Raw genomic sequence first — 14,277 nt, forward strand, 5'->3', positions numbered from 1 at the left:
GGCCGCCGCCGGGGCGCGGGTTGGGGGCGAACCCACCCCGGGGGCCGGTGGGGTGGCGGAACACACGCTCCCCCCCCCACCCCTCGACCCGGCCGGGTGGAAGTCACCGGCCACCGGACGACAGGGGGAATGCGTCCAGCGGACCGGTATCGGGGGGAGACGACAGCCACCGGCCGGGAGGTTCGGGCACAACGGGTACGGGTGAGGGGAACAGCGGCGGGAGACAGGTCCCGCCGCCGTCCCTCAACCCGGGCAGGCGAAGTCACCGGCCGGAGGACGGAAGGGGGCGCCATCCATGGGCCGGTCTTGGGGGCGACAGTCGCCGACCGGGAGGTCTCAGGTGGTGATGGGGGACGGTGGCGGGAAGGAGGAACCCGCCACCGTCCGCCGGCCCGTCGGCCCCGGTCCGTGCGGACCCACTGACCGGGCGCCGGGCATGCGACGGCCACCGCATCGGGGGGAGCGGAGTGGCCGCCTGCCGGAGAAGGTCTGACTGGTGTGCCGGGGAGGACGGCGACGGGAGATGGGCTCCCGCCGCCGCCTCCTGCCCGGCCCCGTGCCGAACCGCCAACCGCGGAGGAGAGGAGGGGGCGTCGTCTCCGCGGATATCGCTCACGGGCAACGGTGCGGCCGCCTGACTGGGGGGCGGTGGCCGCCGGCCGGGAGGCCGAGGGGTGTCGGACCCGGGCGGTGTGGCCCGGGAGACCAGGTCGTGGAAAATCCGCCGAGGACGTCGTTGGCCGCGGCGGGTCGCCCGGCAGAACCGGGCGCTCATCAACCGTGCCAGGCGGAAAGCCCTTGATCCGCGAAAGTCCAGAGTGGCCTTCGACACTTCGCGGTCACCTGTTCAGGGTCATCCACAAGTTCTTAGCTCTCCTGAAAGGGAGCTTAAAAGGTTCTTAAGTCGTCATGTGCGCCGTCACCCCTCAGCAGCGATCCCCGTTGATTGCGGCGAGCCCGGCCGGCCGCTCCCGAACTACGTGATAGTCACTGCTCAAACCGTTGAACCGGGCAGGTCCGCGAGACGTATACCCCGGTGATCGCGCTATCCCGGCGGGCTGCGGCGCCGGGGCGGTCAACGCTCGCGGGCCGTCCGCGAGGCCGGTGACGGGGCTCCGCAGAGCGGTGGCGCACTTCGCAAATCCGTGGTTAACCTTCCACATCCACCACGTGGCAGGCGTTGATCGCGGAGGGCGAGGGGCGGGCACCGGGGTGCGGAGGTGGGACAGCATGAGGACGGTGGCACGGATGCGGTGTCGGGGCGAGGGGACCCTTCCCAGCCGATTCGGGACCGCGTCATGAGCTTCGAAGACGACGAGTACTGGGATGACGAGTACAGCGAGTACTCGTTCATGCCCAGTTCCGCGGTCATGCAGGAGCAGCACTACACCAAACGTACGGTCCCCGACCCGGTCATCCCGACCCGCCGTCGGGCCGGAGGCGCCGACGAGGTCGCCGCGCAGCAGGCGAAACGGACCGCCTTCGACGGCGAACGGCCGAGCTGGCTCAACGACCCCGACTTCGAGCCGATCGACACCTCCGTCGACAACCTGGTCGGCGACGACTTCGACGACATCGACTTCAACCGCCCCGAACTCGGTGTCGACTTCGACAAACCGGACTTTCCGATCATCGACCCGGCGGCCCGGCCCGATCTGCGCCGCGGTGCCGCCCCGCGGCGGCGTGGGCCCGACCGGTACGACCCCGCCGCGGGCGAGCGCCGCGACCGGCGTGCCGATGACCGCGAGCCGGGGCGGCCTTCGGGCGGTCGTTCGGAACGGCGCCCGGACGGGCGTTCGGAGCAGCGCCTGGACGGGCGTTCGGAGCAGCGCCTGGACGGGCGCTCGGAGCGGCGCGACAGCCGGTATGCCGAGCCTCGGTACCGGGACGAGGCGCCCGGTGGCCGGGACGGCTACGAGCGCGGTTACCGGGACGACTGGGACGACCGCAGGCAGCCCTCCCGCCGGGACCGCGACGACCGCCGTGAGCCCGCTCGCGCCGACTGGAACGAACCGGTACGCGACGACCGTCGGGACCCCAGGGCCGATCGGGCGGGTTCCCGCGATCCCCGCGACGTCCGCGACTCACGGGATATTCGCGACACTTCAGACATCCGGGGCTCACGGGACCCCCGCGACTCTCGGGACCTTCAGGACCCCCGCGACTCTCGTGAGGTCCGGGACACTCGCGACCTTCGGGACTCGCGCGATCCGCGGCGTGGCGAAGGCCGCGAGCCTGCCCGGGCAGACTGGGCCGATTCCGCTCGCCGCGAAGGCGGCCGCTCCGAGTGGGCCGAGCCGTCACGGGACGAGCGCCGCGACAGCCGTCCGCCGCGCGACGACCGGCGTGGCCGGCGGGCCGTCGAGATCGGACCCGACGAGCTGTGGAACAACGACGGCGACCTCGGCCGGGAGCGTGCCGCCGAGCCGGTCCTCGAGGACGAGCGGCCGGCCGCCGGACGGACCATCGAACTGGGCGCCGACGAGTTCTGGGAGGAGCCCGCGGCCTCGCGGGACAACGTCGCCGAAATCGACCCGGAGCGGCAGCGTGGGCCGGCCCCGGCGTCCCGCAACGAACCCGGGCGGGCCGCTCAGACCTGGGACGACGAGAACTTCGGGCCGATCCGTCCGCCCGGCGGGCGGCGTCCGCGCCGCGACGAGGAGGAGCCCCGGCGGGCCCCGGCGCCTCGCCGCGACGACCTCGCGGTCACCGGGCGGGCGCAGGTATCGGCTCCGGGCGCGGAGGATCCGTACGAGTCCTCCCGGCCGGACGGGGAGCGCCGCGGCGCCCTCCCTGCCAGTGGGGACAGCCGCCCCGCCCTCGCACCGGACCAGCGTCCCGCCGCCCGGGAATCGGCCGACCGCCAGCGTCCCGGCACGCAAGCGCCCGGCGACCGGGCACGTCCCGGCACGCAAGCGCCCGGCGACCGGGCACGCCCCGGCACGCAGGAACCCGGCGACCTCCGGCAGGCCGGAACCGGGAACACCGGCGACCCGCAGCGGGCCGAACAGCGGCAGCGGTCCACCGGGCCGGAAGCGGGCGACGGACAGCGTTCCGCGGCGTGGGACGCGGACGGTCAGCGCCTGGCCGGTGGAGCCTGGGCGAACGGTCCCGGCACGACCGCCTCGGGCGTGGCCGGGAACGAGACGTCCGGATCCGGCGCGGGCCGGGCGGAGGATGGGCGCGGGCAGACCGGGTTCGGTTCCGCGGCTCCCGCACAGGGCGCCGAGGTCTCCGCCCCGGTCGAGGCCGGGCGCGGCGTGCCGCCGGTCACCGGCGGAGCAGCAGTGCGCGACGGCCGGGATGCCCGGCCGCAACCGGTGGGGTCCTATCCGGACGGTTCCGGTCCGGCCCCGGCCGGGGCTCGCGGACAGGCGCCTTCCGAGCCGGGTGGCCAAGTGGCGGCGGCCGGTTCCGGCGCCACGGAACCCCCGAACGCGGACGCGTCGCGCGAAGGCAACGAACGGCGGGGTGAATCCTGGCGGTCGAAGGTGGTTCGCCTCCTGCCCGGTCAGCGCCGGGCGGCCACGAACAGCCCCACGGAGCCGACAGTCGACCTGACCGACCGCGGGCGCGGCCCGGACGGGTCCGCCGCCGTCGCCGCACAGGCTCAGGAGCCGCACGGTTACGGCGCCGAGCAGGCCCCGCGGGATCCGGCCGCCGAACGGGGTCAGCCGGGCTACGGCACGGCGCCGGGCACTGAGCGCCACGGCTCCGGCGACCAGATCCGCTCCGGCATGGAGGACGGTGGAAACCAGCCGGGGCCCGGAAGCGGACGTGACGCGGACCGGTCGGGTTCCAGCAACGTACGTGACGCGGACCGGTCGAATTCAGGCAACGAACGCGGCATGAGCCAGCCCGGTTCGAGTACCGGACAGCCGCCCGTAGGCCACGGGCCTGGTGGGCATCGCGTGGAGTCCGGGAACGGGCGGGGAACCGGCGGCGAGGCCGGTACGGACCGGGTGGGAACCGGGGACGAGGAGACCAGGGACCTGCGGGAATCCGGGTCCTGGCCGGCGCCGGGCAGCGAGACGGCCGGTGGGAGCGGTCCGCGGGAGGACGGTCCTCGTGTGGTGCGGCGGGCAGAGCCGCCCGTACCGCCGAAGGTTGTCAGCAGGACCACTCCGCCGCCCGCGCCGCGTGTGATCAAGGCTGACCCGCCGGCCGCACCGCGGGTTGTCGCGGCGCCGACGCCGGTGCCGCCGGCTCGCGTGATCGGGCCGAACGGCCCGCAACCAGCCGTCGAGCCCGCCCGGCCGGCAGCCGGTACGGACGCCGCCCATCGACCGCACGAGCCCGCCCCGGCGCAGTGGAGTGGCCCGGACGCCACCTCGCACGGCAGAGTCGCACCACACGACCCCGCTACGGCGCAGCGGGGTGCCGCCGCACCGCACGACCCCGCCATGACGCAAAGGGGTGGGCCGGACGCCGCCCCGCGCGGCGGGGCCGCACCGCACGATCCCGGTACGGCGCAGTGGGCCGAGAGCGCGGGCGTGCCGGGTGATCCGGCCGGTGGCCGGTGGGGTGGCCCGGTGGACCCGCGGGGTGGCGGGGCCGGTGAGGGGTGGCAGACGAACAACCCCTACGTGACCGGGGAGATCCGGCGGCCGGACGAGGGTCAGCCGGAGGTTCCGCAGCAGCGGTCCCGGCGGTCGCCCCGGGCGGCGCACGTGTTCCTCGCCGAGGGCGACGGTCCGTGGGCGATGGTGCCGGACGAGGCTCAGCCGCCCGCCGGGTCGCGGCCGGTGTCACCGGCGCGGCCGCCGGTGGTTCCCGGGCCGGGTGCCGCGGGCCAGCCCGGCACGGTCCCGGGTGGCCAGCCCGGCACGGTCCCGGGTGGTCAGCCCGGTGCTGTTCCGGGTGGTCAACCCTCTCCCGCGTCGGCGTGGCCGCCCGCGGTTCGGCCGGACGCGAGCCGGCCCGTTTCGGGGGCTCCGGCCGCGCCGCGACCGGAGAGCGCATGGCCGCCCGCGGTTCAGCAGGGCCCGGGCGGTGACAGGCAGGCGTGGCCGGTTTCCGGTCAGCAGCCGCCCTCGGCCGGGTGGCCTACGCCTCCGGTGGGGGGATCGACGCCGATCCGGACGGGACCGCAGCCCTCGTCCCCGGCCGGACCGAACGCGACGCCCACGGGCCCGACGCCGTCCGCCGCGGGCCAGGGCGGGACCGGACCGAACGCGACGGCCACGGGCCTGACGCCACTCGCCCCGAACCAGGGCGGGACCGGACCGAACACGGCACACGCAGGCCCGGTGCCGCTCGCCGCGGACCAGGGCGGGGTCAGGCGGCCCAGTCCGAAAGCGGCGCCCAGGGCGGTCCCGCCGCCGCCGGGATGGACCGAGACGCGGCCCGCAGCCGATGGTGTCGCTCCTCCCGCCGCGACATGGCGGGAGGCGGGGCAGGGCGCGCCCTCCGGCGAGCGGAGTGACGCGACACCGCCCAGCACGGCATGGCGGGAGGACGGGCAGCCCGGGCTCACGCCTCGCTCGCCCGCGCCGGGCCGGGCGGGTGCGGATCAGTCGGGGTGGAATGCCGCGACGCCGATCTCGGTGCCTCCGGTGAACAAGGCGGACGGCGGCCAGAGCCGGCAGGCCGGACCGGTGCCGGTGCCGGCGCCGCCGGTGGACGGTTCCGGTGGGCCGGGGCGGCCGACGAGTCCCGCCGCGCCCGGGGTGGCTCGTGCGCAGTCGCTCGGCGACCTTCCGGGCGTTCAGGGACGCGGGCCGAGCGGATCGCAGGATTCCCGTCCGGTGGCGCAGCCGGGCGGCCGCACGGAGCAACCGCGCGGCGAACAGGCCGGCGGCGGTTCCGATGGCCGCTCCTCGGACGCTGTTCGCCGGGACGGGCAGCCGAGCGGGCAGCCGGCCGGCCGGGGCGGTGCACCGGCCGGGCAGGCGATCCCGGGCGGAACGCAAGCCGGGCAGGCGAACCCGGGCGGAACGCAAGCCGGGCAGGCGAACCCGGGCGGAACGCAAGCCGGGCAGGCGAACCCGGGCGGAACGCAAGCCGGGCAAGCGAACCCGGGCGGAGCGCAGAGCGAGCCGACACGGAACGCGAGTTCCGGACCGATCGCGGGTGGGGCGACCGTGGGGCGGCCGACGGTGGCGTTGCCGCGTCCGGTCACGGGAACCGATCACGGCGACACCGCGGCCCGCGAGCGGATCGGATTCCCGCTGACGCGTCCGGGCCAGGCCGGACCGGACGCGGCGCAGAACGGACCGGAAGGGGCGCAAACCGGACCGGAGGCGCTCCCGGCCCGGACCGAAGCCGCGCCGCCACAGGCCCACGCCGAGGCGACATCGGCGCAGATCCGCACCGATGCGGCGCCGGACCGGCCCACGGCCGAGGACGACCGGGCCGCGGTACCCGCGCAGCCCGAAAAGGACCGGGCCGACATGGTGCGGGACTGGGCCGATATCGATCAGCCGTACATGGATGCGGACGGGGCGCTGCACAACCTGCGGCCGATCGCCCGCCTGGAGACCTCCGGGCCGGACACCGAGCCTCGACGGTACTCGGACACGGCCCTCGGGAGCGGCTGGTTCGTCAGCAAGACGCCGGCGAAGACCGAGGACGCCACCGGCACCGATGAGGCCGCGGAAGCGACGCCGGAGGAGACGAAGCCCGCGGAGAGCGAGACCGCCGGCGCCGCGGAGACGACGGCCGAGGACGAGCAGCCGCAGGGCCCGGAACTGGCGCCGCATCTGCCGCTGACCGCCGCCGACCTGTCCGCGATCCGCTGGCGGCTGGACCGCGCCAGCCTCCGCGAGGTGGTCGACGACCGGAGCGCGCTGCGCGAGCTGGGCGAACGCCTGGACGGCCCGCTGGCCGACGAGGCCGACAACATCGTCAAGGCGGGGCTGCTGAGCGTACGCGCGGAGGTGTACCGCCTCCTGGGTGAGCTGGGCATGGCCGCGGCCGCCGCCCGGCTGGCCCTGGCGCACGCCGAGTCGGCACAGGACCTTCAGTCGCAGGTGATCGCGCAGGCCGAACTGGCCCACGTGCTGCGGCTGCGGGGCGACTACATGGAGGCGGACCGGCTGTTCCAGCGGGCGGTGGACGCGGATGTTCCGGCCGCCGTGCGCAGCGTGGTCCACGAGAACGCCGGGCGCAGCTGTTTCGACCAGAACCGGCACATGGAGGCGCTGGACCACTTCGCGCGGGCGATCCGGTTGGGTTCGCCGGAGGACACCGATCTGGTGGAGCGCATCGGGGTGTGCCTGGAGGCCGTCTACATCCATGTGCTGCGGGACGGCTGGGGCCCGTACCCGAGGAAGTCTCCGGAGATCAGGGCGCCGCTGGGCGCACGCCCGGCCGCCGAGGGTGAGGAGGCACTCACCGAGTCGACGGCCGAGCACCCGGTGGTGGATCCGCGGCGGTAGTCAGGCAGATCAGGCCGATCATGAGGACGACGACCGAGGTGACACCGAGGGTTCCGGGGGGGTCCGAGCCGGAACCACATTCGGTGCGGTCGGCGGATTGCTGAGCCGGTTACTCGGTACGCAGGGCGACGACCGGGTCGAGCCGGCCGGCCCGCTGCGCCGGCACCACCCCGAAGATGATCCCGACGGCGGCTGACACCCCGAAGGCCAGTGCCATGGACCACCAGGTCAGGGCGGCCGGGACGGGGCTGAGCCGGTCGACGAGCAGGGCCGCGGAGCCGCCCAGCAGTATGCCGAGCACACCGCCGGTGGTGGTGAGCAGGACCGCTTCGAGAAGGAACTGGACGCCGATGTCGCGGGGCCGGGCGCCGACCGCCTTGCGCAGGCCGATCTCCTTCGTCCGCTCGCGCACCGAGACGAGCATGATGTTGGAGACGCCGACGCCGCCGACGAGCAGGCTGATCCCGGCGATGGCGGCGAGCACCCCGGTCAGCACACCGAGGATGTCGCCGAGCACGCCGAGGATCTGCTCCTGGGTGACGGCGGAGAAGTCGGTGTCCGGGTGCCGTTCGGCGAGTGTCGCGACGACGGCGTCGGAGAGTTCGCCGATGCGTTCCCGGTCGGGGGCGCGGATCGCGATGCCGTCGATGCGTTCGGTGCCGAGCAGGCGCTGCGCGGCGGTGACCGGCACGTGCACCTCGCCGTCCCGGTCGACGCCGAGGCTCTGCCCGAGCGGCTCGAACACGCCGATCACCCGGAACCGGACCCCACCGATGGTGATCTGCCGGCCGATCGGGTCCCGGTCGCCGAACAGGTCCCGGGCCGTCCCGGCGCCGAGCACCGCGACCCGGCGGCCGGTGCTCACATCGGTCCTGGTCAGGTAGCTGCCCCGGTCGAGGCGGCGGACGAAGACGGTCGGCGTGGTCTCGAGGACGCCCTGCATGCTGGAGAAGCGGGTGCGCGAGCCGGCGCGTACCGTCTCGCCGGAGGCGATGGTGACCGCGACCCGTGCCCGATCGCCGACCACCCGGCTGATCGCATCGATGTCGTCGAGGGTGAGCGGCGAGGACGTGGGCGCCGAGCCCGCCTCGATCCGGCCGGGCACGACCAGCAGCAGGTTGGAGCCGAGCCCTTCGACCTGGCGCTCGATCTGCTCCTTGGTGCCGGTGCCGATGGCGACGAGGGCGACCACGGCGGCCACCCCGATGACCACGCCGAGCATGGTGAGCAGGCTGCGCAGCCGGTTGGCGCGCAGCGCGTCGAGGGCGACGCGCCACGCCTCAGCGAGTCGCACTGATCAGCCCGTCCCGCATCACGATCTGCCGCCGGGCCCGGGCCGCGACCTCCCGGTCGTGGGTGACCAGCACGATCGCCACACCGTCGTCGTTGAGCGATTCGAGCAGGGCGAGGACGGCCTGGCCGGTGGCCGAGTCGAGGTTGCCGGTGGGTTCGTCGGCGAGCAGCACCGACGGCCCGGTGACCAGGGCCCGGGCGATGGCGACGCGCTGCTGTTCGCCGCCGGACATCTGGTTGGGCCGGTGGGTGATCCGGTGGGCGAGGCCGACGCGTTCCAGCATGGCGGCGGCGCGGTCCCGGCGTTCGCGACGGCCGATGCCGCGGTAGACCAGCGGCAGGCCGACGTTGTCCTGGGCGGTGGTCCGGGCGAGCAGGTGGAACGACTGGAAGACGAACCCGATCGTGGTGTTGCGCAGTTCGGCGAGCTCGTTGGGGGTGAGCCGGGCGACGTCGCGGCCGCCGATCAGCAGGGTGCCGCCGGTGGGCCGGTCCAGGCCGCCGAGCAGGTGCATGAGCGTCGACTTGCCGGAGCCGGAGGTGCCGACGATGGCCACGTAGTCACCGGGTTCGACGGTGAGCGACACGCCGCGCAGCGCCGGCACCGACAGGCCGTCGAGCTGGTAGGTGCGGCTCACGTCCTGCGCGACGATGGCCGGGGTGCTCACGGCGCCTCGTCCCCGGCGCTCACCTGGTCGGCGCCGGCGATCACCACCCGCTCCCCCGCGCCGACGCCGGACAGGATCTGCACGATGTCCTCGCCCTGGACGCCGAGCCGCACCGGGACGGCGGCGTACCTCCCGTCGCGCACCGTCCAGACGGTGTCCCGGCCGTCGGCGGCCACCACCGCCGAGGCGGGCACGGTGACCGCGCCGGCGGCCTGCCGCACCTTGAGACGGATCACGGCGCTCATCCCGGGCCGTGGGACGGGTGCGGTCTCGCCGCTGTCCGGGTACCGGCCCTCGGCGAGTTCCAGGCGGACCCGGTAGGAGACGCCACCGCGGGCCGAGGTGGTGGGCAGCAGATCGACGGCGCGGACGGTGGCCGGGTAGCGGGCGCCGGGCGCGGCGTCGAGCTCCACCTCCGCCTCGACACCGTCCTCGACCAGCAGCACGTCGGTCTCGTCGACCTCGGCGGAGAGCCCGAGCCGGCCGGTGTCGACCACGGTTATCACCGGGGTCCCGGCGGCCACGTAGCCGCCCTCCGGCACGGCGGCGTCCACACCGGACGACACGATTCCGGTGGTCTGCGGAACCTGGCCGCTCTCCAGCAGTCCGGCCAGGGATCCGCCGCCGCCGGCCGGGGGTGGTCCGCCGTACTGGACGACCCCGGCGACCGGGGCTTTCAGGGTGAGTGCGTCGACGGCCGCGTCGGCCAGCTGGTACGCCTGCTCGGCCTGCATCCGCTGCGCCGCGGCGAGGGAGCCCATGGCCCGCCCGAGCGACGCCACGCCGCGTTGCACCGACCGCAGCGCCGCGGCCGAGGCGGCCGAGGCCGTCTCGTACTGGTTCTCGGCGGCGTCCACCTGATGCAGCAGCGCGGCACGCACGCTCGGGTCGGCGATCTGCCCGGCCGCGTCCCGGGCCTGCTCGAACGCCGCCGCCGCCTGCCTGTCGGTCCGCTTCCGCACGGCCGTGAACTCCGCGGTGCCGCCGACCGGGACGCTCCCCCCGGACGGCGCCTGATCGAGCGCCTCCCGCGCCGCGTCCCGCCGCCGCGTGAGCTCCGGCGAGTCGATGACGGCGAGCACGTCGCCCTTCGCCACCCGCTCCCCCGGCTCGGCGAGCAGCTCACGCAGCGTGCCGGCGGCCGGGGCGGTCAGCGTCGCGGCGGTCCGCGCGGTCACCGACCCGGGGGCCTCGACGATCTCGTCGACCGTCCCGACCTCGGCAGACCCCAGCCGGACGGCGCTCGCCTCGTCGTCACAGGAGGCGCCGGTCTGCGACAGGAGCAGGACACCGAGAAACATGATCACGGCACGTGAGCGGGCGCGAGACACAGAGGCCACTCTATGCCGAGAACGCGCCACCGGCTTTCCCCGAGATATCAAAACCTTTCTCTCGTACGGGCTACGCGCACCCGATCGTCCAGGGGGGCGATCGGGTGCCACGCCGGGCCGTTGGGCCGCTGCGGGCGTGAGTGGGGCGCAAGCAGGCACGGGCACGGGCCTCCGGCCCGTCCGCGTCGCGAGTTCTTCAGCTGGCTGTCAGTGCTGTCTGAAGGCGCTCGAAACAGCTCTGACAGCCAGCTGAAGGGGTTTACGGGTCCGCCCGGTCCGGGTCGCGCTGGGTCGGGATGACGCCGTGGCCCGGGCGCGGGGACGGTGGCGCGGCCCCGTTCTCCGGCGCCGTGCCGTCGGCCGGGCTCGCACCGTTCGCCGCCGGCCCGTCCGGGGAGCCGGAATCCGTGGCGACGCCGTCCGGGGAGCCGGGATGCGGGGCGACGCCGTCCGGGGAACCCGGAATCAGGGTCGTGCCGTCCGGGGAGCCGGGATCCGGGTTGGCGCCGTTGGTGGACGGCGGGTCGGGGCGCCGCCAGATGGACGAATCCGGGGTGGTGGCGGCCGGGACCGGGGCGGGCTCCGGGACGGCGGCCGGCTCCGGGACGGGTTCGGCGCCCGGCCGGGACGGCAGCGCGACGGGGACCCCGCCGTGGTCGCGGTGCGCGGCGAGCGCGGCCCGGTGGTACTCCTCCAGCTCGGCGATGAACTCGGCGTCGGCGTAGACCGAACCGTCGATCAGCGGGCCCGGCCGGCCCTCCAGGACGGCGATGACGTCCTCGCCGGTGAGGGTCTTGTGCGTCTCCAGGGCGTGCGCCAGGGCGAGCACCTCCCGCCGGTTCTCCTCGAGCAGCGCGGCGGTGCGCCGCAGCATCTCGCCGAGGTTGTCCTCGATCCGGTCGGCCAGCGCGCGGCGGGCGCTGATCTCGGGTTTCTCGCCCTTGCCGGGACCGCCGGGGGTGCCGGTGCCGAGGCGGCTGGAGTAGGAGTACGACGACACGGTGGAGCCCATGCCCCAGACGCCCTCCATGTGGGTGGCCACCGCGGTCGCCGACTCGAGGTCGCCGGAGACGCCGGAGGAGCTGTCGCCGTCGAAGAACATCCGTTCCCCGGCGAGCGACGCGAGCGACACGTAGATGTCCGACTCGTAGTGGCTGCGCCAGGTGGTGAACTGGTCCTCCGGCGGGATGCTGGCGACCATGCCGAGGTAGCCGCTGCCCTTCTCGATGGTCGCGATGTCGATCTCGAGGTGGTGCCGGGTGCGGTAGGCGATGACGGCGTGGCAGGCCTCGTGCACCGCGACGGCGTGCCGTTCCCGTTCGATGTACTCGACGTTCTCCGCCGGGCCGAGTTCCTTGAGCTGCTTGGCGCGGATGATGTCCCGCCAGGTGATGGTGTCCCGGCCGTGGCGGATGGCGGTGATCAGCGCCTCGTTGACGGTGTCCTTGATGGTGGCGCCGGTGGCGTACGGGGTGATCGTGGCCAGTTTGTCGATCTGCTCCTCGGTCAGCTCGTGCTGCACCTTGTCCAGATAGCCCTGGTAGGTGCGCACCCGCCCGGCCTTGGTGGGGTAGCCGACCTTGTAGATGCGGTCGATCCGGCCGGGCCGCAGCAGCGCCTCGTCGAGGGCCTCGGGCAGGTTGGTGGCCATCATGACGAGGATCCGGTACTTCGGTGGCGGCTTGGGCCGCATGCCGAGCGCCCGGCGGACGTGCCGGTTGATGAAGCCGCGCGGTTTCTTCAGCCCGGACAGCTCGGTGAGCAGGGCCTCCAGCGTGCCCATGCCGCCGCCACCGCCCATGCCCCCGCCGTACATCATCCTGTTCTCGCGGGCTTCCGGAAGGTCGTGCCGCATGGCCTCGCGGGTGAGCAGCAACCGCGAGTCGCCGGACAGGTAGGTGAAGCCCTGGCAGCCGTCGGCGAACGGCGCGGGGGTCATGCCGCCCCGCGGGAAGCCGGGCCCACCCTGGGCGAGGGCGCCGCGGTTGCCGAGTGAGTCGGCCTCGTCGAAGAAGACGATGACGCCGCCGTACCGGAGCGCGAGTTTACGCAGCTTGCGGAAGAGCGACTTGACCTTGAGCACGCCGACGCCGAAGAACATGTTGATGAAGGCGCCCGGGTCGACGAACACGTACGGCTTGCCGGTCTCGCCGGCCACCGCCTCGGCCATCAGCGTCTTGCCGGTGCCGGGCGGGCCCCAGAGCAGGATGCCGCCCGGAACGTACCCGCCCTTGGTCTCGATGGCCTCCGGGTTCTCCAGGTAGACGATGTTCTCCTTGACGCGTTCCAGCACGTGGTCCTGGCCCCACACGTCGGCGAACCGGGTCTTCACGTCGTCCGGGTAGTAGACCTCGACGCCGCCCCGGGACAGGAACCAGAAGATCGCGACGAACTGGCCGACCGCGATGAACAGGATGAAGACGACCTGGAGGAACATCGGCGCGACGGACCACAGCAGGGCGGGCAGCTCGAAGAGGGCGAGGGCCGGCGAGGTGTCCAGCACGGACGCGAGCACCAGCGACACCAGGCTGATGAGGAGCAGCCACTTGAAGATGCGGACCAGCCGGAACCGGGTCCAGTCGGAGAACATCCGGTGGGTGATCCGCTCGAAGCCGCCGAAGATGCCCCTGGTCCACAGCCGGTGGTAGCCGGCCGAGTGCTCGCTGATCAGGAAGTGGATCTGGCGCAGCACCTCGATGCCGGACAGCACCATCACGGTGATGCCCTTGCCGCTGGCCGCGAGCTCGCGCACCGCGTCCTCGAACGGCAGGATCGGGTTGTCCGCCATCGCGGCCCAGACCAGGGCGAACCACACCACGACGAAGAGCAGCAGGAACTTGATCCGGTCCCAGAACGGCAGCCGCTTGCGGGTGGGACGGACCTGTTCGCCGGGTCCCTCGTCGGGTGGGCGCAGTCCCTCGGGCGCGGTCATTTGTCACTCCTCACCGTGAAGGAGGTGGCGATCGTGTCGAGTTCGCCGGACCGCTCGGCGTAGCAGCTCGTGGTGCACCGGATCAGCAGCAGGTAGATCTTGCTGCCGTCGTTGTTCACCAGGGCGGTCTGGTCGAAGGTGTGCAGGACGCCGAGCCCGAGGTCGTAGTTGTAGACGACGTGGACCCCGTGCAGCCCGTTGTCCGGGGTGATCACCTCGTCCTGGAGCAGCTCGAACCCGGTCAGGGAGGTGGTCTGGGCGACCGAGTCGCGGGCCTCCTGGGTGACCGGGAGGAAGAAGTTGCGCAGGATGTCCAGCGAGATCGTGTCCCGTTGCGCCTCGGTGGTCTGGGCGACACGGGCGTACAGGATCGGCTCGGTGGTGACGCCGGCGGTCATCAGGTGCTCGGCGCTCGGGTACGCGGAGGCGTCGTACGCGACCGACCACCACAGCCGCTGGCGCAGGCCCGCGGCGGCCGAGTCGGAGTTGAGCCCGGTCAGCGCGTCGTCGAGCGACTTGGTGCCGACCTCGTGCCACTCGTGCGGCACCTTGAAGTAGGTCCGCTCGCCCGAGTTCTTCACGTAGGTGAACTCTGAGGCGCCACACCCGGCGAAAAGGGTCAGAGCGGCGACGGCCGCCGCTGGAAGAGAGGTCGCTCGTTTCAGCATGGGCGG

Annotated in this window: 5 protein-coding genes and 1 pseudogene; 1 reads left to right on the top strand and 5 read right to left on the bottom strand. The window is 73.9% G+C overall.

What is annotated here, in order from left to right; all coding sequences use genetic code 11:
• The first annotated feature begins 1,298 nt into the window (after nucleotides 1-1,298).
• A complete protein-coding gene (locus KZ829_RS16730; protein WP_220144833.1) occupies nucleotides 1,299-7,379 on the top strand; it encodes a hypothetical protein in 6,081 nt (2,026 codons plus the stop codon).
• 109 nt (nucleotides 7,380-7,488) lie between these two features.
• Here the strand turns inward: KZ829_RS16730 and KZ829_RS16735 are convergent, their stop codons facing one another.
• From KZ829_RS16735 to KZ829_RS16755, 5 genes and pseudogenes are all read right to left on the bottom strand, one after another.
• Nucleotides 7,489-8,673: an ABC transporter permease gene (locus KZ829_RS16735; protein WP_220144834.1), complete on the bottom strand. Its 1,185-nt coding sequence runs from the start codon at nucleotides 8,671-8,673 to the stop codon at nucleotides 7,489-7,491.
• A pseudogene (locus tag KZ829_RS16740) lies at nucleotides 8,669-9,340 on the bottom strand (ABC transporter ATP-binding protein); the annotation flags it as partial. The pseudogene KZ829_RS16740 and the gene KZ829_RS16735, both read right to left, overlap by 5 nt.
• A complete protein-coding gene (locus KZ829_RS16745; RefSeq protein ID WP_220144836.1) occupies nucleotides 9,337-10,641 on the bottom strand; it encodes an efflux RND transporter periplasmic adaptor subunit in 1,305 nt (434 codons plus the stop codon). The pseudogene KZ829_RS16740 and the gene KZ829_RS16745, both read right to left, overlap by 4 nt.
• A 289-nt stretch (nucleotides 10,642-10,930) precedes the next feature.
• Nucleotides 10,931-13,603, bottom strand: coding sequence for an AAA family ATPase (locus KZ829_RS16750; RefSeq protein ID WP_246635747.1), 2,673 nt, complete (start codon nucleotides 13,601-13,603; stop codon nucleotides 10,931-10,933).
• Nucleotides 13,600-14,271 (bottom strand): hypothetical protein, encoded by a 672-nt coding sequence (locus KZ829_RS16755; protein ID WP_220144837.1) that lies wholly within the window; start codon nucleotides 14,269-14,271, stop codon nucleotides 13,600-13,602. Before KZ829_RS16755 ends, KZ829_RS16750 begins: the two co-directional genes overlap by 4 nt.
• Nucleotides 14,272-14,277 lie beyond the last annotated feature (6 nt).

It is taken from the genome of Actinoplanes hulinensis, from assembly GCF_019429605.1.
Classification (GTDB): Bacteria; Actinomycetota; Actinomycetes; order Mycobacteriales; family Micromonosporaceae; genus Actinoplanes; species Actinoplanes campanulatus.

Excerpts from the sequence above, each read along its gene's own strand:
- KZ829_RS16730 (WP_220144833.1), top strand. The coding sequence starts at position 1,299 with ATGAGCTTCGAAGACGACGAGTACTGGGATGACGAGTACAGCGAGTAC.
- KZ829_RS16745 (WP_220144836.1), bottom strand. The coding sequence starts at position 10,641 with ATGTTTCTCGGTGTCCTGCTCCTGTCGCAGACCGGCGCCTCCTGTGAC.
- KZ829_RS16750 (WP_246635747.1), bottom strand. The coding sequence starts at position 13,603 with ATGACCGCGCCCGAGGGACTGCGCCCACCCGACGAGGGACCCGGCGAA.
- KZ829_RS16755 (WP_220144837.1), bottom strand. The coding sequence starts at position 14,271 with ATGCTGAAACGAGCGACCTCTCTTCCAGCGGCGGCCGTCGCCGCTCTG.